At 28.6% G+C, this 21,827-nt stretch carries 19 protein-coding genes; all 19 read left to right on the top strand.

Annotated features, from left to right (window positions below):
• Positions 1–12 precede the first annotated feature (12 nt).
• Complete coding sequence (rpoC, locus tag HZY83_RS02145) at positions 13–3,669, top strand: DNA-directed RNA polymerase subunit beta' (protein ID WP_179942439.1); 3,657 nt, start codon at positions 13–15, stop codon at positions 3,667–3,669.
• Between the two features lie 198 nt (positions 3,670–3,867).
• Positions 3,868–4,395 (top strand): translation initiation factor IF-3, encoded by a 528-nt coding sequence (gene infC, locus HZY83_RS02140; RefSeq protein WP_179942438.1) that lies wholly within the window; start codon positions 3,868–3,870, stop codon positions 4,393–4,395.
• Positions 4,396–4,421: 26 nt separating this feature from the next.
• Positions 4,422–4,616 (top strand): 50S ribosomal protein L35, encoded by a 195-nt coding sequence (gene rpmI / locus HZY83_RS02135; RefSeq protein ID WP_179942437.1) that lies wholly within the window; start codon positions 4,422–4,424, stop codon positions 4,614–4,616.
• A 56-nt stretch (positions 4,617–4,672) separates the two neighbouring features.
• Positions 4,673–5,032, top strand: coding sequence for a 50S ribosomal protein L20 (rplT, locus tag HZY83_RS02130; protein ID WP_179942436.1), 360 nt, complete (start codon positions 4,673–4,675; stop codon positions 5,030–5,032).
• 212 nt (positions 5,033–5,244) lie between these two features.
• Entirely contained in the window at positions 5,245–5,919 is a 675-nt protein-coding gene (cmk, locus tag HZY83_RS02125; RefSeq protein ID WP_179942435.1) for a (d)CMP kinase, read from the top strand.
• A gap of 2 nt (positions 5,920–5,921) precedes the next feature.
• Positions 5,922–6,530 carry a lysophospholipid acyltransferase family protein gene (locus tag HZY83_RS02120; protein WP_179942434.1) on the top strand — a complete coding sequence of 203 codons (609 nt, stop codon included), beginning with the start codon at positions 5,922–5,924 and terminating at the stop codon, positions 6,528–6,530.
• A complete protein-coding gene (locus HZY83_RS02115; RefSeq protein ID WP_179942433.1) occupies positions 6,511–6,936 on the top strand; it encodes a hypothetical protein in 426 nt (141 codons plus the stop codon). Before HZY83_RS02120 ends, HZY83_RS02115 begins: the two co-directional genes overlap by 20 nt.
• 122 nt (positions 6,937–7,058) lie before the next feature.
• Positions 7,059–8,207: a cysteine desulfurase family protein gene (locus HZY83_RS02110; RefSeq protein WP_179942432.1), complete on the top strand. Its 1,149-nt coding sequence runs from the start codon at positions 7,059–7,061 to the stop codon at positions 8,205–8,207.
• A complete protein-coding gene (gene thiI, locus HZY83_RS02105; RefSeq protein WP_179942431.1) occupies positions 8,197–9,438 on the top strand; it encodes a tRNA uracil 4-sulfurtransferase ThiI in 1,242 nt (413 codons plus the stop codon). The genes HZY83_RS02110 and thiI overlap by 11 nt, the downstream gene beginning before the upstream one ends.
• 21 nt (positions 9,439–9,459) lie before the next feature.
• Positions 9,460–10,767: an FADH(2)-oxidizing methylenetetrahydrofolate--tRNA-(uracil(54)-C(5))-methyltransferase TrmFO gene (gene trmFO, locus HZY83_RS02100; RefSeq protein WP_179942430.1), complete on the top strand. Its 1,308-nt coding sequence runs from the start codon at positions 9,460–9,462 to the stop codon at positions 10,765–10,767.
• Between the two features lie 78 nt (positions 10,768–10,845).
• Entirely contained in the window at positions 10,846–11,631 is a 786-nt protein-coding gene (gene codY, locus HZY83_RS02095) for a GTP-sensing pleiotropic transcriptional regulator CodY (RefSeq protein ID WP_179942429.1), read from the top strand.
• Between the two features lie 276 nt (positions 11,632–11,907).
• On the top strand, positions 11,908–12,930 hold the full coding sequence (pheS, locus tag HZY83_RS02090) for a phenylalanine--tRNA ligase subunit alpha (protein ID WP_218925307.1): 1,023 nt from the start codon (positions 11,908–11,910) through the stop codon (positions 12,928–12,930).
• A gap of 12 nt (positions 12,931–12,942) precedes the next feature.
• Positions 12,943–15,333, top strand: a complete 2,391-nt coding sequence (pheT, locus tag HZY83_RS02085) for a phenylalanine--tRNA ligase subunit beta (protein ID WP_179942428.1) — start codon at positions 12,943–12,945, stop codon at positions 15,331–15,333.
• A 5-nt stretch (positions 15,334–15,338) separates the two neighbouring features.
• The gene (gene plsY / locus HZY83_RS02080; protein WP_179942427.1) at positions 15,339–15,941 is read left to right on the top strand and encodes a glycerol-3-phosphate 1-O-acyltransferase PlsY; all 603 of its coding nucleotides are present in this window, start codon (positions 15,339–15,341) and stop codon (positions 15,939–15,941) included.
• Between the two features lie 6 nt (positions 15,942–15,947).
• Complete coding sequence (locus HZY83_RS02075; protein ID WP_179942426.1) at positions 15,948–16,796, top strand: bifunctional 5,10-methylenetetrahydrofolate dehydrogenase/5,10-methenyltetrahydrofolate cyclohydrolase; 849 nt, start codon at positions 15,948–15,950, stop codon at positions 16,794–16,796.
• 130 nt (positions 16,797–16,926) lie between these two features.
• On the top strand, positions 16,927–18,357 hold the full coding sequence (locus HZY83_RS02070) for a rhodanese-like domain-containing protein (protein WP_370520034.1): 1,431 nt from the start codon (positions 16,927–16,929) through the stop codon (positions 18,355–18,357).
• A 63-nt stretch (positions 18,358–18,420) separates the two neighbouring features.
• The gene (locus tag HZY83_RS02065) at positions 18,421–18,672 is read left to right on the top strand and encodes a hypothetical protein (RefSeq protein WP_179942425.1); all 252 of its coding nucleotides are present in this window, start codon (positions 18,421–18,423) and stop codon (positions 18,670–18,672) included.
• A gap of 300 nt (positions 18,673–18,972) precedes the next feature.
• The gene (gene metG / locus HZY83_RS02060) at positions 18,973–20,967 is read left to right on the top strand and encodes a methionine--tRNA ligase (RefSeq protein ID WP_179942424.1); all 1,995 of its coding nucleotides are present in this window, start codon (positions 18,973–18,975) and stop codon (positions 20,965–20,967) included.
• A 134-nt stretch (positions 20,968–21,101) separates the two neighbouring features.
• A partial coding sequence (locus HZY83_RS02055) for a hypothetical protein (RefSeq protein WP_179942423.1) occupies positions 21,102–21,827 on the top strand: 726 nt, incomplete at its 3' end.

Raw genomic sequence — 21,827 nt, 5'->3', positions numbered from 1 at the left:
GAGGTAGGCTTCTTGATAGATGTAAATAATTTTTCATATATGAAAATTAGCTTAGCTTCTCCAGAAAAAATAAGAAGTTGGTCTTATGGAGAAGTAACTAAACCAGAAACTATAAATTATAGAACTTTAAAACCAGAAAATGATGGACTATTTTGTGAAAAAATATTTGGTCCAACAAAGGATTGGGAATGTTCTTGTGGAAAATATAAACGTGTAAGATATAAAAATATAAAATGTGATAAATGTGGTGTAGATGTAACTCTATCTAAAGTGCGTCGTGAAAGAATGGCGCACTTAGAGTTAGCTGCTCCAGTCAGTCATATATGGTATTTTAAAGGAATACCTAGTAGAATGGGGTTATTATTAGATTTAACTCCTAGACAATTAGAAGAAGTTATTTATTTTGCTTCTTATATAGTTGTTGATCCAGGAGAAACTGACTTAATTAAAAAACAAATTATTTCAGAACGCGAAGTTAGAGAAACTAGAAGTAAATTTGGAGTTTCATCATTTGTAGCAAAAATGGGTGCAGAAGCTATTAGAGATTTATTAGCTGAGTTAGATATAGAAAAAGAACTTAGAGAGCTTAGAAATGAACTTAAAGAATTAAGTGAAAGTAATTATAAATCTGGACAAAAAATAGTTAAGATTATAAAACGAATAGAAGTATTTGAAGCATTTAAAAATTCAGGTAATAAACCAGAATGGATGATTCTTACTGCGCTACCAGTAATACCACCTGAATTAAGACCGATGGTACAATTAGATGGTGGGCGTTTTGCAACTAGTGACTTAAATGATTTGTATCGTAGAGTAATAAATCGTAATAATCGTTTGAAAAAACTTATCGAATTAAAAGCACCAGGGCTTATTGTACAAAATGAAAAACGTATGTTACAAGAAGCAGTAGATGCTTTAATAGATAATGGAAGACGTGGTAGACCAGTAACTGGTCCAGGAAATAGAACATTGAAATCATTATCTAATATGTTAAAAGGGAAACACGGACGTTTCCGTCAAAACTTATTAGGTAAACGTGTAGACTACTCTGGACGATCAGTTATCGTAGTAGGACCCAACTTGAAAATGTATCAATGTGGTTTACCTAAAGAAATGGCTTTAGAGCTATTTAAACCATTTGTAATGCGTGAGTTAGTAAAACGTGAATTAGCAAATAATATAAAAAATGCTAAAACACAAATTGAAAAAATGGAAGATCACGTTTGGGATATATTAGAAGATATAATAAAAGAACATCCAGTATTACTTAACCGTGCACCTACTCTGCATAGATTAGGTATTCAGGCTTTTGAGCCTATATTAGTAGAAGGTAGAGCAATCAGGCTTCACCCACTAGTAACTACTGCATTTAATGCCGACTTTGATGGGGATCAAATGGCTGTCCATGTACCTTTATCAAAAGAAGCTCAAGCAGAAGCTAGAATGCTAATGTTAGCTGCACAAAACATTTTGAACCCTAAAGATGGAAAACCTGTAGTTACACCTTCTCAAGATATGGTTTTAGGAAATTACTATCTAACTTTAGAAAGACCAGGTGCAGTTGGTGAAGGTATGATTTTTAAAGATGCCAATGAAGCTAGTATAGCTTATCAAAATGGATATATACACTTACATACTAGAATAGGTATCTTAGCTAAATCATTCAATAATATTACATTTACAGAAGAACAAAATAAAAAAATACTTATTACAACAATAGGTAAGGTAATATTCAATAATATACTACCAGAAGAATTCCCATATTTAAATGAACCTACAAAAGATAATTTAGAAATATCAACTCCTGATAAATATTTTATTTCTTCTAAAGATTTATCATCTGGAGGATTAAAAGAATATATATCTAAATTAGAACCTGTAACACCATTTAAAAAAGGTTTCTTATCAAAAATAATATCTGAGATATTTAATAGATTCCATATTACAGAAACTTCTACTATGCTTGATAGAATGAAAGATTTAGGATTTAAATATTCTTCTCGTGCAGGTATTACAGTAGGGGTAAGTGATGTCTTTGTATTACCTAATAAATATGAAATTCTAGAAGATTCTCAAAAAAATGTTGACAAAATAATTAACTTATTCAAGAGAGGATTGTTAACAGAAGAAGAAAGATATCAAAATGTTATAGCTCAGTGGGCGAAAGCGAAAGATCTTATTCAAGATCAACTTATGGACTCTTTACCAGCAACAAATCCTATTTATATGATGAGTGATTCTGGAGCTCGTGGTAATGCATCTAACTTTACACAGCTTGCTGGTATGCGTGGACTTATGGCTTCTCCATCTGGGCGTATTATGGAAATGCCAGTTCGTTCATCGTTTAAAGAAGGTTTAACAGTATTAGAATACTTTATATCATCTCACGGTGCTCGTAAAGGATTGGCGGATACAGCCCTAAAAACTGCGGATTCTGGTTACTTAACTAGACGTTTGGTTGATGTTGCTCAAGATGTAATAGTTCGTGAAGAAGATTGTGGAACGTCACGTGGACTGAAAGTATCAGCACTTAAAAACGGTACTGATGAAATAGAATCACTTCAAGAAAGACTTGAAGGAAGATACTCTAAAGAGTTAGTAATTAATCCTAATACAGGAGATATCATTGTAGACGACGGAGAGATTATTACTCTAGATAAAGCTAAAGAAATAGAAAAAGCAGGAATAGAAAGTGTAGTTATTCGTTCTGCATTTACTTGTAACAGTAGACATGGTGTTTGTGAAAAATGTTATGGTAAGAATTTAGCAACTGGTGAAAAAGTAGAAGTTGGAGAAGCTGTAGGAACTATAGCAGCTCAATCTATAGGGGAACCAGGAACACAGTTAACGATGCGTACTTTCCACACTGGAGGAGTTGCAGGTGCGGATATTACACAAGGTCTTCCTCGTATTCAAGAGTTATTTGAAGCTCGTAATCCTAAAGGAAAAGCATTAATTTCAGAAGTTGATGGTGTTATAACTAAGATAGATATAGATATGAACCATGTTAGACGTATATTTGTTGTAAGTGATATACAAGAAGAGCGAGAATATCAAGATTATGGAGCTAGTAGATTACTAGTTAAAGAAGGAGATCGTGTTACTCGTGGTCAAGTTCTAACAGAAGGATCAATAGAGCCAAAAGAATTGTTATCTGTTGCAGGTATACAAGCTGTACAAAGTTATTTATTAACAGAAGTACAAAAAGTTTATAGAATGCAAGGGGTAGAAATTAGTGATAAACACATAGAAGTAATGGTTCGTCAAATGCTTAGAAAAGTACGTATCATAAATTCAGGAGATACAGATTTACTACCAGGATCATTAGTTGATATCCATAAGTTTACAGATGAAAATACTAAGATATTAGCCAAACGAGGAACTATGGCTACAGCTAAACCAGTAATTTTAGGTATAACTAAAGCTTCATTGGAAACAGAGAGTTTCTTATCAGCTGCTTCATTCCAAGAAACTACAAGGGTTCTTACAGATGCTGCAGTTAAAGGTAAGACTGATAAACTTATGGGATTAAAAGAGAATGTTATTATAGGTAAGCTTATTCCAGCAGGAACAGGAATGACAAAATATAATAATATAGAAGTTGACTACTTAGAAAAAGAAGAACTTTCAAGTTCAGATGAAGAATTATCTGAAGTTGTAGAAAATTAAGAAAAAGTGTTGACAATCAAAACTTAAAATTGTATAATATAATAGTTGAATACAAAAGTAGAAGCACCAGTTTCTCACCTGCAGTCGTAAAACTGTAAGGTTAGTGATAGATGAATTATATTATTTATGGACTGGGTATGCGTTTTTTGTATATCTAGTCCATTTACTTTTAGTATTTAATGAAATTATAAATAGGAGGTGCTAGTTATTAGTAAAGATACTGCACAAATAAATGAAGGTATTAAAGCGAAGGAATTTCTTTTAATAAGTCAAAATGGAGAACAATTAGGTGTTAAGTCTAAAGATGAAGCTATTAAATTAGCAGAAAGAATGAATCTTGATGTAGTTATGGTAGCTCCAAATGCTAAAACTCCAGTTGCCAAAATAATGAACTATGGTAAGTTTAAATTTGAGCAACAGAAAAAAGAGAAAGAAGCACGTAAAAAGCAAAAAATTGTAACTGTAAAAGAAATTAGATTATCACCAACAATTGATAAACATGATTTTGAGACAAAACTGAAAAATGCAAGAAAGTTTTTATCAAAAGAAGATAAAGTAAAAGTATCAATTCGTTTTAAAGGACGTGCAATAACGCACAAAGAAATCGGACAGAAAGTTTTAGATCAATTTTCTAACGAAGCTAGTGATATAGCAACTGTCGAACAAAAGCCTAAAATGGATGGACGCAGTATGTTTTTAGTTCTAGCACCAAAGAAAGAAAAATAAAGGTTTAATATAGGAGGAATCTGATAATGCCAAAAATGAAATCTCACCGTGGTTTAGCAAAACGCGTGAAAAGAACAGCAAGCGGAAAATTAAAAAGAAGCCGTGCTTATACATCACACTGGTTTTCAAGAAAAACTACTAAACAAAAACGTCATTTACGTAAAGCATCTTTAGTATCACGTGGTGACTACAAACGTATTAGAACTTTATTAGTAAAATAATATATTAGTTGTTTATAAAATAATTTATTTTATATATTTGTAAGGAGGAATTTGATATGCCACGTGTAAAAGGTGGGACAGTGACTCGTCGTCGTCGTAAAAAAGTTTTAAAATTAGCAAAAGGATATTTTGGTTCAAAACATACATTGTTCAAAGTTGCTAAGCAACAAGTAATGAAATCAGGAATGTATGCATTTAGAGACCGTCGTCAAACAAAACGTAACTTCAGAAGATTATGGATTGTACGTATAAATGCAGCAGCAAGATTAAATGGTCTTTCATATAGCCGTTTAATGAATGGTTTAAAAGTTGCAGGTATCGAAATAAACAGAAAAATGCTTTCTGAAATAGCTATCCATGATGCAACAGCATTCACTACTTTATGTGATCAAGCTAAAGCAGCTTTAAATAAATAATAAAACACCTCTTAAGAGGTGTTTTATTTTGTTTATTCTAGAAATAATAAATTAGATATTATAATTCAATGTTATATAGATAAAATAGTTATATTTTATTGAATTTGGAAATTTTTAATAATTGTAGTGTTAATATCTTTGATTTATTGCTATTTATATACTTATGTTGTATAATTACTTAGAATAAATAATCGTAAGGAGTTAATTATTGTATGTATATATCTGTCGCTATAGATGGTCCAGCAGGTTCGGGTAAAAGTACGATAACAAAGCAAGTAGCTTCTGATTTAAAGTACAATTATGTAGATACTGGTGCTATGTACCGAGCATTAACTTATAAATTTTTGAAAAATAATTTGTATGAATTAGATGAGGAGAAAATATTAAATATTTTAGATAAAACTAATTTAGAAGTTATTTTTAATGATGGGAAGCAGTTGGTCATAATAGATGGTAATAATGTTACAGATAATATAAGAACTAATGAGATATCTAAATATACTTCCCTTTTTGCAACTAGTCGTGCTGTGCGTAATTACTTAATAGATATTCAGCGTGATTTAGCAAAAGATTATAATGTTATTATGGACGGAAGAGATATAGGTTCTTGTGTATTGCCTAATGCTAATGTGAAAATATATTTGACAGCATCAATTGAAGAGAGAGCAAAACGTAGATATAATGAATTGTCATCAAGAGATAAAAGTATTTCTTTAGAAGAATTAAAAAAAATAATATCTGAGAGAGATTATCAAGATTCTAATAGAAAAATAGCTCCACTTATTAAAAGTGCCGATGCTATTTTAGTTGATACTACTAATATGACTATTAGTCAAGTAGTGATTAGAATTAAGGATATTATAGCTGAAAAGATTAAGGGGAATTAAAAGTGTATAATTTTGTAAAATGGTCATTAAAAATTTATTATACGTTATTTTATAAAGTAACTATTTTAAACAAAGATAAATTGGAAAATGTTAGAGGAATAGTTTTATCAGGGAATCATTTGAGTAATCATGATCCTTTACTATTTGTTCCATTTTTTGATAATAAGGTTAGATTTATAGCTAAAGAAGAATTATTTAATATTCCATTATTGAAAAGATTTTTATTATCAACTGGGTCAATTCCTGTAAAAAGAGGAACATTTGATAGAACCTGTATAAATGAAGCTATAAAAGCACTAAAAAATGGAGAAAATGTAGGAATTTTTCCTGAGGGAACAAGATCAAAAGATAAAGATTTAAAATTAGGAGAATCACACAATGGAGTATCATTAATATCAACTAGAGCAGAGGCAGATGTTTTAACCTTTGCCATTATTCCTAATAAAAATTTTAGAATATTTTCTGAGATAAAAATTGTTATAGGTGATATAATCAATACTACAAGTCTTAAAGAACAAGGATATAAACATGATGAAATTACTAAAGTTATAATGGATTCTATAGCCAATATTATTGAAAAGGAGAAAAAAGATGTACGAAAAAGTCATTAAGTTTCAGTTGAAAAATAAGTTTTTTAATGAGGCGGGATATTTAGATAATAAGTATATTTATGATTGGCTAACATTGGCTAGAAAATATTTTTTGAGTAGTCTAGGAGTAGATATAGATAGTCTAGGTCAGTATGGATTTTATTATTCTGATAATGAAATAAAAATTTCTATCAATGAAAATATAAAACAAACCAATAAAGATATGTATATAAAAGTTTCACTTTCTAAACATAGTGGTGTAAAATCTATATTTTTATATGAAGCTAGTATAGATGGTATTATTATATTTACAGCATCATCTTCTCATAATATTCTTAGCTCAGATAGTGAACGTGCAGTTAGAATGGATAGATATTTGCCCAAATGGGATCAAATATTAAAAGATGTTGTTAATAATGAATTATAAAATATATACATAAAATATTAATAAAAAGAGTGTCGATACTAAAAATAGTTTTATATTAACTGTTACTTAGTTTATTTTGATAAAAAAAGACACTCTTTTATTGATGAAAAGGAGAAATTAAATTGATTTATTTAGATAATGCAGCTACAACTAAACCTTTCGAAGAAGTATTAGAAGCATATATTGCGGTGAATAATAATTATTTTGGTAATTCTTCTAGTATAAATTTATATGGAAAGAAAGCTGCAAAATTATTAGAAGCTAGTAGAAAACAAATAGGAGATATTTTGAACATTCCCTACGATAAAATATATTTTACTTCTGGAGCTACGGAGAGTAATAATATAGCTATTTTAGGAGCAGCTGAACATAAAAAAGATTTTGGTAGACATATAATAACTTCTCGTTTAGAACATCCATCAGTATTAGAAACTTTTAGATCATTAGAAAATAAAGGATTTATATTAGATTATGTTGATGTGTTACCGAATGGACAAATAGATTTAAAGCATTTAAAAAGTTTATTAACAAAAGATACTGTTTTACTTAGTATTATGCAAGTTAATAATGTTTTTGGAGCTATTCAACCAATCGAGCAAATAGCTGATATATTGGTCGACTATCCTAAGGTTCATTTTCACGTTGATGGTGTTCAAGGAGTTTTGAAAAATAGTATAGATTTATCAAAGGTAGATAGTTATTCTATTTCTGCTCATAAATTTCATGGGTCTAAAGGAATAGGAATGTTATATGTTAAATCAAGAAGATCTACAAATAATATTAGTTATGGTGGTGGACAAGAAGATAATTTGCGTAGTGGGACAGTTAATTTACCCGCTATAGTAGCAATGGCGAAAGCATTAAGGTTGTGTTTTGAAAAATCGGATATAACAAAAGAAAAACATCATAAATTTAAGAAATATATATTAGAAAAGTTAAGTAACTTAGATTATTTAGAAATAAATTCACCATTGTCAAATAGTTATGTAGATTCTATAATAAATATTAGCCTACCTAAAATTAAAGGTGAAGCTATAGTAAATGCATTGGGTGAAAAAGATATAATGGTATCTACAACTAGTGCTTGTTCGTCAAAAAAATTTAGTGTTAATGAAGCACTTAATTCTAGAGGATTATCAGAAGAAAATATTAAAGGTAGTATAAGAATAAGTTTTTCTTATTTTACTACAGAAGCAGAAGTTAAAAAATTTGTAGAAATATTTGAAGAAAAATATGAACAATTTAGAGAGGTGATAGAAAGTGGAATATAGTCACATTATTGTAAGATATGGAGAATTAACTTTAAAATCAGGTAATAGAAATGAGTTTTTGAAAAAACTTACTAAGAATATTAAGCTTAATTTAAAAGAATACAAAGGCTATCACATTCAAACTAAAAGAGATAGAATGTATATAAATCTTGATAGTAATCAATATATAAATGAAATATTAAGTAAATTAAAAATAATTCCAGGAATACATACATTTTCTCCAGTTCTTAAATCAAAATTAGATGTAGAAGATGCTAAATTAAATATTTCTAAGTTATTAGATACAAAATTAGATAAAAATTATACTTTCAAAATACAAACTAAAAGACCAAATAAAAATTTTAAATATAATACTAATGAATTAAATAATATTTTTGGTGGTTATGTATTATCTAAATATAAAAACTTGTCTGTAAATGTGAAAAAACCTGATTTTATTGTTAATGTAGAAGTTCGTAGTGAAGGAATTTTTATATTTACCGATTTCATAAAAGGAGTAGGAGGATTCCCTGTAAATACTTCATCAAAGGCTTTATTATTACTTTCAGGAGGAATAGACTCTCCAGTAGCTGCACATATGCTACAAGTAAAAGGGGTTGAGGTAGATATGCTACATTTCCAATCACCACCGTTTACTTCAGAAGATGCTTTAGAAAAAATATTTAGTTTAGCAAAACAACTTAGCAAAGTAATAGGTACAGTAAGAGTTAATGTAGTTAACTTTACAAAATTACAAACAGAAATAGTAAAAAGAATACCATCTAATTATACAATGACCTCAACACGTAGATTTATGTTGAAAATTGCAGAAGAAATAGCTATGAAAGAAGATTGTTTAGCACTTGCTACAGGAGAATCTTTAGGTCAAGTAGCTAGTCAAACTTTAGAGTCAATGCATTGTATAAATAATGTAACTACATTACCTGTTCTAAGACCGCTTCTTACTATGGATAAAGTAGATATAATTAAAATAGCTACTCAAATAGGTACTTACGAAATATCTAATTTGCCATTTGAAGATTGTTGTACTATATTTACACCTAAGGCGCCAAAAACAAAACCTAAGTTAGAGAAAATACTAGAATACGAAAATAGAGACGATTATAGTGATTTATTGTTAGAAACTGTTAATAGTGTAAAAACATATTTGATAAATAAAGATTCAGTAATATTATTAACTTCTGAAAATGAAGAAAAATCTGAAGAAGATGATTTTTCTACTCTATTATAATAAAATTTTAAGGAGAATAAGATGGAAAAAGTATTAGTAATTGGAGCAGGTTTAGCTGGAAGTGAAGCTGCTTGGCAAATAGCTAAAAGAGGCATAAAGGTAGAGCTTTATGAAATGAGACCAACAAAAATGACTCCAGCTCATAAAACTAAAAATTTTGCAGAATTAGTGTGTTCAAATTCGTTAAGAGCAAATAGTATTACTAATGGAGTAGGATTATTAAAAGAAGAGATGCGTAAATTAGACTCTTTAATAATATCTTGTGCTGATAAAACTCAAGTTCCTGCTGGAGGAGCGCTAGCAGTTGATAGAGATAAATTTTCTGAACTAATTACCTATAAAATAAAAAATCATCCTAATATTACGGTAATAGAAAAAGAACTTACACAAATTCCCCAAGTAGATTATCCTGTTATTGTAGCTACTGGACCTTTAACTTCAGATGCGTTGAGTTTAGATATTAAAAAATATACTAATCAACAAGGATTATATTTTTATGATGCTGCCGCACCTATAATAGAAAAAGATTCTTTAGATATGAATAAAGTATATTTAAAATCACGATATGATAAAGGAGAAGCAGCATATTTAAATTGTCCTATGACAAAAGAGGAATTTGAACTGTTTTATAATGAACTAATTAATGCAGAGGTAGCGCCACTAAAAGATTTTGAAAAAGAAATTTATTTTGAAGGATGTATGCCTTTTGAAGAAATGGCAAGACGTGGAGAAAAAACTTTGTTATTTGGTCCTATGAAACCTGTAGGTTTAGAAAATCCTAAAACAGGAAAACGTCCTTACGCAGTTGTTCAATTAAGGCAAGATAATGCAGAGGGTACGTTATACAATATAGTAGGATTTCAAACACATCTAAAATGGGGAGAACAAAAACGTATTATAAGTTTGATACCCGGTTTAGAGAATGCTAATATTGTACGTTACGGTGTTATGCATAGAAATACTTATTTAAACTCTCCGTCATTACTTAAAAGAACTTATCAACTAAAAGAAAAAAGTAACATCTACTTCGCAGGTCAAATGACAGGTGTTGAAGGGTATGTGGAGAGTGCTGCATCAGGAATAGTGGCTGCATTAAATGCAATAAATAATTATAAAGGAAAAGAAATAATTTTCCCAGTAGAAACTATGATAGGTGCTATGGCAAATTATATAGTAGACAATACTAATAAAAACTTCCAACCTATTAATGCTAATTTTGGAATAATAAAGCCTCTTGATATTAGAATAAAAGATAAAAAAGAAAAATATACTAAATATGCAGAACGTTCTCTAAACATTTTGAGTGAATTTTTAGAAAATATACACTAAATTTTCTAAAAATTATTTACAATATAAAGATTTAACTGTATAATATGTAAGAATGATTAAAAATTATGGGAGAATGAGATGGCAAGTTTATTACAAAAAACTAGGAAAATAAGTGCTATTTTACAAGAAGGTAGACATTCTAAAGTAGACTTTGAAGCTATGGCAATGCGTCTTAGTGCTATTCTTGATTCTGTTGTATACATAATTGATAATGAAGGGAACATATTAGGATACGATTCGAGTATTGATTATTCAAATGAACGTTTAGATGATATGATAAAAACTGGAAAAGTCTCTAAAGAATATATAAATGCAGCTTTGAAAGTTTATTCAACGAAAGTTGATATTCCTTTTAGACATGAGTTATCAATTTTTCCAATAGAAGAAGAAGAAAGATTTGATGGTCGTACATATACAGTTATACTACCGGTTAGGGGGGCTGGAGAAAGATTAGGTACTTTAGTAATAGGTAAAATAGGAGAAAATTTTAGTGAGGATGATTTAGTTCTGTCCGAATATGCTTCGACAGTAGTAGGGATAGAGATTCTGCACGAAAAACAAGATAAAGAAAAGAATATAGCTAGAGATAAAGATTTAGTAGTTATGGCGATAAGTTCATTGTCGTATTCTGAAAAAGAAGCTATAGAGCATATCTTTAGAAATCTTGATGGTACAGAAGGACTTTTAATAGCTAGTAAAATTGCAGATAGAGTAGGTATAACAAGATCTGTTATAGTTAATGCATTAAGAAAGCTTGAGAGTGCAGGAATAATAGAATCAAAATCTCTAGGAATGAAAGGAACTTATATAAAAGTTCAAAAGGAATATTTTTTGGAATATATATTTAGTGGTGAAGAAATATAAATAATAAATGCTATGATTAAGACGGTATATAATTAATTTTTTACAGGGAATAGTTTCCTAGACTGAGAGATACTATATTAATTTTTATATATTTTCAGCTTATAAGCAACTATATAAGCATTTTGTGAGTATAGTCGTGTTGATTTGCGTTAAAAATCAAAATTAAGGAGAAATACTATTTTCTTAAAATAGGGTGGTACCACGAATTAATTCGTCCCTAGGGTGTAAATTTTACATCCTAGGGATTTTTTATTTATATATTAAAAGGAGATAATGATGAATTTAGAAAATATAAAAAAAGAATATCAACAATTAGTACAAGAAATAACTAACGAAAAAGAGCTTTATGATTTACGCGTTAAATTTTTAGGAAAAAAGGGAATATTAACAGAAATAATGAAAGGAGCTAAAGATTTATTACCAGAAGAAAGACCTACATTTGGAAAATTGGTAAACGAAATTAAAGAATACATAAGTAGCAATATAGAAGAAACGAAACAAATTCTTATAGAGAAAGCTATAGCAGAAAAATTAGCAAGTGAAGAAATAGATGTTACCCTACCTGCTAGAAAGTATTCTTTAGGAGGCATGAATCCATTAAATAAAGTAATTGAAGAAATAGAAGAATTGTTTATTACAATGGGATATTCAGTTGCAGAAGGACCAGAGGTAGAGACGGATAAATTTAATTTTGAAATGTTAAACTTACCTAAAGATCATCCAGCGAGAGATATGCAAGATTCATTTTATATAACTAATGAATTGTTGATGAGAACACAAACTTCTCCAGTTCAGGCTAGAGAAATGTTAAAAGCAGAAGGAAAAGGTCCTATAAAAATTATTTGTCCAGGTAAGGTTTTTAGACGTGATAATGATGATGCTACGCATTCACATCAATTTACTCAAATTGAAGGCTTAGTAGTTGATAAAAATATTACTTTTGCTGATTTAAAAGGAACTTTGGAGTATTTAATAAAATCATTATTTGGAGAAAATAAAAAAATTAGATTAAGACCAAGTTTCTTTCCATTTACGGAGCCTTCGGTTGAAGTTGATATATCTTGGGAAAATGAAGATGATGAAGAAAGTATAAAATGGTTAGAAATATTAGGTGCAGGAATGGTGCATCCTAATGTTTTGGAAATGGCTGGTTTTGATCCCAATGAATATTCAGGGTTTGCATTTGGTATGGGACCAGAAAGAATTGCAATGTTAAAATACGGAATAACTGATATTCGTAGTTTCTATACTAATGATGTAAGATTTTTAGAACAGTTTAATAATACGAGAAATGATTAAAAGGAGAATGAAATGTTAGTAAGTTACAAATGGTTACAGCAATATGTAAATGTTGAAGATAATCCTAAGGCTCTAGCAGATAAAATAACTAGAGGAGGATTAGAAGTAGAAGAAGTAATTAAATTAGATAGTGATTTATCTGATATAGTAGTAGGGTACGTAATAGAAAAAGAAAAACATCCCGATGCAGAAAAGTTAAGTGTTTGTAAAGTGGATATTGGTGATGAAATAGTTCAAATAGTATGTGGTGCTAAAAATGTAGATAAAGGTCAATATGTTATAGTTGCTAAGGTAGGTGCAAAATTACCAGGAATAAAAATTAAAAAAGCAAAATTACGTGGAGTAGAATCTTATGGAATGATTTGCTCTTTAGCAGAACTAGGAATAAGTAAATCTTTATTACCAAAAAATAGTGAAGAAGGTATATACGTTTTTCAAGAACCACAAGAGATTGGAACTAGCGCGGTAGAATTGTTGGACTTAGATGATAGTATTATTGATATATCGATAACTCCTAATAGAGCAGATGCTTTGAGTATAAGAGGTTTAGTATATGAGGTATCAGCTTTATACAATAAAAAAGTTAATTTCAAAGAAAAATTAGATAATAGAAAATATGACGAAACAAATTTAGATGTAGCTATAAAAAGTGATAAATGTCCTAATTATTACGGACAGGTGATAAAAAATATTAGAGTTGGACAATCGCCACTTTGGTTACAAAATAAATTAATTAATAGTGGAATAAGACCTATTAATAATATAGTGGACGTAACAAATTATGTATTATTAGAGTATGGACAACCTATGCATGCCTTTGATAAAAAATTACTTGGAGAAAAAATAGTAATTAGACAAGCAACAGATGAAGAAGTATTGACAACTCTTGATGGAGTTGAAAGAAAATTAACAAATAATGATTTGATTATATCTGACGGGGATAGACCGGTAGCTCTAGCAGGAGTAATGGGAGGACAAAATACAGAAGTTAGTGATAGTACAACTGATATAGTTTTAGAATCAGCTTACTTTAATCCTGTATCTGTAAGAAGAACATCCAGTTATCACGGTTTACGTAGTGATTCTTCAGCAAGATTTGAAAAAGGTATAGATAAAAATCTACAATTATTAGCATTAGAAAGAGCAGTTGAGTTAATTAAAGAATTATGCCCAGAAGCCATAATAGAAAATTATGTAGGACACGCAAAAGATAATGAAATTAAGCAAGTAGTAGTTACTGTAAGTTATATTAATAATTTATTAGGATTACAATTAACAGAAGAAAATATTGTAGATATTTTAAGAAGTCTTAGTTTTGATGTTATTGTTGACGGTGAGAGTATATTAGTTAATGTACCATCGCGTAGACAAGATATAACTATCAAACAAGATATAGCAGAAGAAGTTGCAAGAATTTATGGCTATAACAATATACCTTCGACATTGCCTAGATTCTCTAAGTCTACAAAAGGTGGCTTTACCTATAAACAAAAAATACTACGTGATGTAAGAAAAATGTATATGAATGTAGGATTTATGGATACTATTAATTATTCTCTAGTATCAGAAATAGAATCTAAACAATTTTCATTACAGCCTAACCCTACTGTAAAATTATTGATGCCTATGAGTGAAAACCATTCTACTCTTAGACAAAGTTTGATACCTGGACTTGTAAATACTGCAAACTATAATACAGCACGTCGTCAAAATGATTTGAAATTGTTAGAAATAGGAAAAGTATTTTTTGGAAGTGGAGATGATAATATTCAACCAGAAGAAAGAGTATATTTATCAGTGCTACTAACAGGTAATGAATTTTCTACAAAATGGTTAAAAGAAGAACAAAAAATAGACTTTTATACAGCTAAAGGGTATTTAGAATTGTTATTTGAAAAATTAGGTATTTTAGAAGATATTAAATATTCTAAAGAAATTATTGAAAATATGCATCCCGGAAGATGTGCTAAAGTGTTTTATAAAAATAATGAAATAGGATTTATAGGAGAATTACACCCATCGTATACTAAAGATAATGATATAAATACATCATATGTATTTGAAATTGATTTAGATAAAGTAGTGTTTGAGGAGAAAGTTAATCCTAAATATGAAGAAATATCTAAATATCCAAAAGTAACAAGAGATATAGCAATGTTAATAGATAGTTCAGATGAATATCAGAATATTTATGACGTTATAACTAATATAAATGATAAATTGATTTATAATGTTGAATTATTTGATATTTATGAGGGTATAGGATTACCAGCAGATAAGAAATCTATAGCAATTACTTTAACTTACAGTGACAAAGATAAAACATTGACAGAAGAAGATATTAATAAAGTTCATAATAAAGTAGAAAAAGTGCTACTTGATTATGGAGTAACTATAAGGTAACAATTATGATAAATATAATTTCATTAATAATATTTTCTTATTTACTAGGATCTATTCCGTTTGCCTTAATAATAGGGAAAATATTTTTTAGAACAGATATTCGTAATTTAGGAAGTGGTAATTTAGGAACTACAAATACAATGAGAATACTAGGGAGAAAAGCAGGACTTGTAGTATTCTTTTTAGATTTTGCTAAAGGTTACCTTAGTCTTAAATTTGCTAGTTTTATTTTGGGTGATGTAGATTATATAATTATTTTTGGAGCATTTGCTATGATAGGGCATATGTTTCCTATATTTGCTAATTTTAGAGGAGGGAAATCTGTCGCTACAGGCTCATCATTATTTGTATATTTCTATCCCTATTTAGCTTTAATTTTGATTGTAGTATTTTTTGTAAATTTACTACTTACTGGATATGTATCATTAGGAAGTATAATAATATCTGCAATAGGATCTGCATATATAACATTATATGGTGAAGGTATGTATAGATTTATTTTGGTAGCTATGTGTGTTTTGGTTATTTATATGCATAGAAGTAATATAAAAAGAATATTAAATGGAACGGAAAATGTATCTAAGTTAAAGATAAATTTTAGGAGGTAAGGGAGTATGGCTCATATAATAGATGGAAAAAAGATAGCACTATGTACTAGAAATCAAATAAAAAAAGAGGCAGAAGAATTTAAAAAGTTAGGAATAAATCCAACATTATCTGTTGTACTGGTTGGAGATAATAGAGCCTCTAAAAGTTATGTAAATGCTAAACATAAAGCTTGCTTAGAAAATGGTATTAACTCTATAAAGATTGAACTACCAGAAAATACTACAGAAGAAGAACTATTATTAGAGATAAATAAACTAAATAACGATGATAGCATTAATGGTATATTAATTCAATTGCCTTTGCCAAAGCATATAAATTCTGATACAGTTTTAGAAAAAATATCTCCTATCAAAGATGTTGATGGATTTCATCCTGTTAATATAGGAAAGCTTTCGGTAGGAAAGGCTGATTTGATACCGTGTACTCCACTAGGAATACTTGAATTAATTAAATCTACTAATATAAATATAGAGGGAAAAAATGCTTTAGTTATAGGTAGATCCAACATAGTAGGAAAGCCAATTGCTAATTTATTAATTCACGAAAATGCAACAGTTACTATAGCCCATTCTAAAACTATAAATTTAAAAAATCTTATAGCAAACTCAGATATTATAGTTAGTTGTGTAGGAATAGCTCATTTTTTAGGAGATAATTATAGTTATAAAGAAGATTCTCTTATTATAGATGTAGGAAATAACTATAAAAATGATAAATTAGTGGGAGATGTTGATTTTGACTTTGTTAAAGAAAAAGTAAAATATATTTCTCCGGTGCCAGGTGGAGTTGGACCTATGACAATAACTATGTTAATGCGTAATACATTGACGGCACTTAGAAAACAAATTAAATAAAGGTTATATAATATTCAGTATGGAGAAAAAAATCTCTATACTGAATATTTTTATGTTATCGTTTTTCATGTTATATTTACAAAAAATATGTTAGATGTTATAATATTATTGTAAAAAACTAGGAGGTAAAGTGGTAGGTTACCACAGAAAACAAATGATTAACTTCAAAAAATTAACACCTATTTTGGTAGCAGCAGGACTGGTAGTTACGGGATGTTCTACATCTAGTAATACAACTAACAGTAATAACAATGACAAAGTAGAGGTTAAAGAAGTAAAAACTATAAATTTAACAGATTTTGAAAATGCAATTAATAAATCGGACTATCAATTTGTCGATACTAGAAGTGATGATTTATTTAATGGTTTTACTAATGGTGAGGTTAAATATGGAGGGCATTTAAAAAATGCTATTCAATACAGTTCAACTTTTGTAGGGAATGTTGCAAAAGATAAATTAAAAAAATATGTTAGTGACAAAGGGATAGACATTAACAAAAAAGTAGTTCTCTATGATACTAACAAAGAAAATCTAACAAAAGTAGCTGATGAGTTTAGTAAGCTAGGCTATGAAGTATTTAAATTTGAAGATTATAAAGAATACGCAAATAATGATAATAATAAGGAAAATATTGTAAGTTACATTCACTATAATACATTAGTATCAGCAGAGTGGGTTAAGAAATTAACAAGTGGAGAAAAGCCAGAAACTTATGATAACAACAATTATAAAGTGTTCGAAGTATCTTGGGGAGAAACAGATAAAGCGAAAGCATATAATAAAGAACATATAAAAGGTTCATATCACTTTAATACAGACTGGATAGAAGAAGGTCCAGTATGGAATTTACAAACTGCTGAAAAAATAAAAGAAAATGCTTTGAAGCAAGGAATTACTAGTGATACTACAGTTGTTCTTTATTCTGACGATGCTTCTGCTGCTTTCCGTGTTAATTATGCACTAAAATGGCTAGGAGTTAAAGACGTAAGAATCTTAAATGGTGGTCTGAAATCTTGGAAAGATGCTGGAGGAGAAACAGAAACTAAAGTAAACACTCCTACAGAAGAAAAAGAATTCGGTATAGATGTTCCAGCTAATCCCGAGTATACAATTGCTAAAGCACAAGAAATGGCAACTAGGGCGAAAGAAGAAGGAATAAAACTTGTAAGTATTCGTTCGTGGGATGAATATACAGGAAAAACTAGCGGATATGATTATATAGAAAGAGCAGGGGAACCTCAAGGAGCAATATATGGTTTCTCAGGAACAAGTGCTAGCAATATGGACGATTATTATGATCCAGATGGAACTTTGAGAAATCCACAAGAAATTTATAACTTATGGGCATTGCAAGAAATTTCAGAAGATGATAAAATAGCTCTATATTGTGGAACAGGTTGGAGAAATGGAATACCTTGGTTTATGACACAATTAACAGGTAGGGCTAATACTTACTTCTATGACGGTGGATGGAATGATTGGCAGATGGATAGTAGTCTACCAGTTGATATAAATAAAGATAAAACTACTAAACCAGATGCAAAAAATGATTATAAATAAAGAAGAAAACTGTTGACACTTTAGTCAACAGTTTTTTACAAATATTTATATTTAGGAGGAAAAATGAAAAATATAAAAAATAAATATTTATATTTTATAATAACTTCATTAGAAGTTATTTTCACAGTAGCTATATTATATTGGAATAATTTGAAAGATGCGAAAATGGGAGTAGTACGACACATAACTTTTTGGAATGCCAAAAAGTTTCCTAATATTTTTATAGATAATGTAAAATATTTTATTTTAATTATTTTAACTTTATTGCTTATAATACAACTTATAAAAATTTCTAAATTACCTCTTATAGGTTAAATAGAAGTTTCTATTAATTTATTACTGTTATTAGTTTCTATAACATTTATTTTAAAATCTAATGTTGCTATTGAATTTATTTATTATTATGTCGTTATATATTTTGTAATAGTTAATATTTTACAATTTTTTAAGCATTTTACATTTCAAAGAATAAAATAACTTTAGTATTAGTGAACTTTATTATATAATAAAGTTCATTTTTATATTGCTTTAATATAGAATTTATGTATACATATAGTGCTGTTTTGTGGTAAAATATTAACAGCTATAATTAAATTTTCAGGAAAGGATACAACGATGTCAGAAAAAACATTTTATATAACAACCCCTATATATTATCCTAGCGGTAAATTGCATATAGGGCATGCTTACACTACTGTTGCATGTGATACAATGAGCAGATATAAAAAAGAAAAAGGTTATGATACATTTTTTTTAACAGGTTCTGATGAACATGGTCAAAAAATACAACAAAAAGCAAAAGAACAAGGATTAAGTGAACAAGAGTATGTAGATGGTATGATTGCTGATATAAAGAAACTATGGAAAGCAATGGATATTAAATACGATAAGTTTATTCGTACTACAGATTCTTATCACGAAAAAGCAGTAGCTAAAATATTTGATCAACTTCTAAAACAAGGAGATATTTATTTGGGTCAATATGAGGGGTGGTATTCTATAAGTGATGAGGAATATTTTACAGAAACGCAATTATCAGAAGTTTTTCGTGATGAAAATGGAAAAATGATTGGTGGTATTGCGCCTAGTGGTAATGAAGTCAAATTAGTAAAAGAAGATTGTTACTTCTTTAAGATGAGCAAATATGCAGATCGTTTAGTAAAATATTACGAAGAAAACCCTAATTTTATTTTACCAGAAGCACGTAAAACAGAAATGCTAAATAACTTTATAAAACCGGGATTAGAAGATCTTGCAGTTACTAGAACAACTTTTGATTGGGGAGTTAAAGTAACATCGGATCCAAAACATGTTATTTATGTTTGGATAGATGCTTTAGTCAATTATATTACGGCACTTGGCTATAAAACAGATGACAGTGAAGAATTATTTAATAAATATTGGCCTGCTGATGTCCATGTGGTAGGAAAAGAGATAGTAAGATTTCATGTGATTTATTGGCCTATATTACTTATGGCTCTAGATTTACCATTGCCAAAACAAATATTTAGTCACGGATGGCTACTTATGAAAGATGGAAAAATGAGTAAATCAAAAGGGAACGTTGTAGAACCATATATGCTTATAGAAAGATATGGACTAGATGCAGTAAGATACTATTTAATGAGAGAAGTTCCTTTTGGTCAAGACGGTATTTTCACGCCAGAGAGTTTTATCGACAGAATTAATTCAGATTTATCTAATGATTTAGGTAATCTGTTAAATAGAACTATTTCGATGATAAACAAGTATTGTGATGGAATTATACCTAGTTTTGTGAAAACTGATAATGACGTTGACAAAGATTTAATTAATTGTGCAAAAGAAATGGTAGAAAATTATGAGAAATATATGGATACTATGCAATTTTCTAGATCTTTAGAAAGTGTATGGAAATTTATATCAAGAACTAATAAATATATAGACCAAACTATGCCTTGGGTATTAGCTAAAGATGACAAAAAGCAAGAAGAATTATCTAAAGTTATGAATTATTTGGCAGAATCATTGCGTATAGCAGCTATTGTAATTTCTCCTTTTTTGACGAAAGCACCAATAGAAATTGCTAGGCAATTAAATATAGATGAACAATATTTAAATTACGAAACAGTTACTACTTTTGGAGTGTTTGAAGGTAATAACAAAGTGGTAGAAAAGCCAACTCCAATATTCCCAAGATTTGAAAAACAAGACGAGATAGAATATATAAAATCACAAATGTCATCAAAAGCTTTAGAAAATTTGGAAAATAGTGATAATAAGGAAGATAATTACGTTCCTTTAGCAAAAGAAATAACTATAGACAAATTTTTTGAAAGTTCATTAAGAGTTGCTCAAGTTTTAGAGTGTGAAAAAATTAAAAAAAGTTCAAAATTATTAAAATTTAAATTAGATGTTGGTAATCATACGAGACAAATAGTTTCTGGGATTGCAAAATATTATAAACCAGAAGAATTAATCGGTAAAAAAGTGGCAATAGTAGCTAATTTGAAACCAGTTAAACTTTGCGGTGAATTAAGTGAAGGAATGATTTTATCAGCAGAAAAAGACGGAATACTAAGAGTAGTTGAGATTAACGAGGATATTCCTAATGGAGCAGAGATAAGGTAACAAAATAAATAACACTACTGAATTTAGTAGTGTTATTTTATGTAATACAGAATAGGAGGTAACTAAATATAAGTTTTATGATAAAAATAATATTAAATATATTAAAATTTGGTAAGGAAGAGCTTAAGGATTGTGTGGAAACTATTAAACATATATCTAAAAATTATAAATATATGTATGTTTTTTCTATAATTTACCTAATTTTAGCATATACTTATCATCCTATTAATAAATTAGTAGTAAGTATATTTACTGTGACGGTTATAATAAATGTATTATTTATACTAGAATATAGTAGTTCAAAAAATATTAAGTTACTTTTGAATACTCAATTTTTTGTATTTTTGATACTATTAATATTTTCTATTATGTTTTATTTAATATTAAAATTTTATAATAGTAAAATATTTTTTACAATAATTATTTTATTACTATCTTCTATATTTATCATTATAATGCTTGCAAAATCACGACTAATATATAATGATAATTATTACAATATATTAAAAAATAAGGAAGAAATTTTAGTATTATTAAATTTTTTGAAAAAGTTTAATGAAAGTACAGGACAAAATATTCAGAAAAATAAATTTAAGTATACTGATGTAGATAATAAAAAATTATATTTACTTTCAGAATTACTTGAAGAAATATATAAAACATATACTAATGATAATTTAAATAAAATTCTAAGTAATAATTCTAATAAATTGACTAAAGAAATAGTAAAAATGTATAATGAAAAAGGTAAAAAATACGATATAGAAAAAGCTAGGAAGTTAGCTGATAAAATAATAAAAAAACGTTATTATAATTTTAGAATATTAGAAATATACAATATTGCTTTATTTGAGTTAATA

The organism is Gemella sp. GH3 (assembly GCF_013415425.1).
In the GTDB taxonomy this organism is placed as follows: Bacteria; Bacillota; Bacilli; order Staphylococcales; family Gemellaceae; genus Gemelliphila.
Note: the sequence above shows the minus strand (reverse complement) of the source record. Positions and strands in the feature narration are given on the sequence as shown.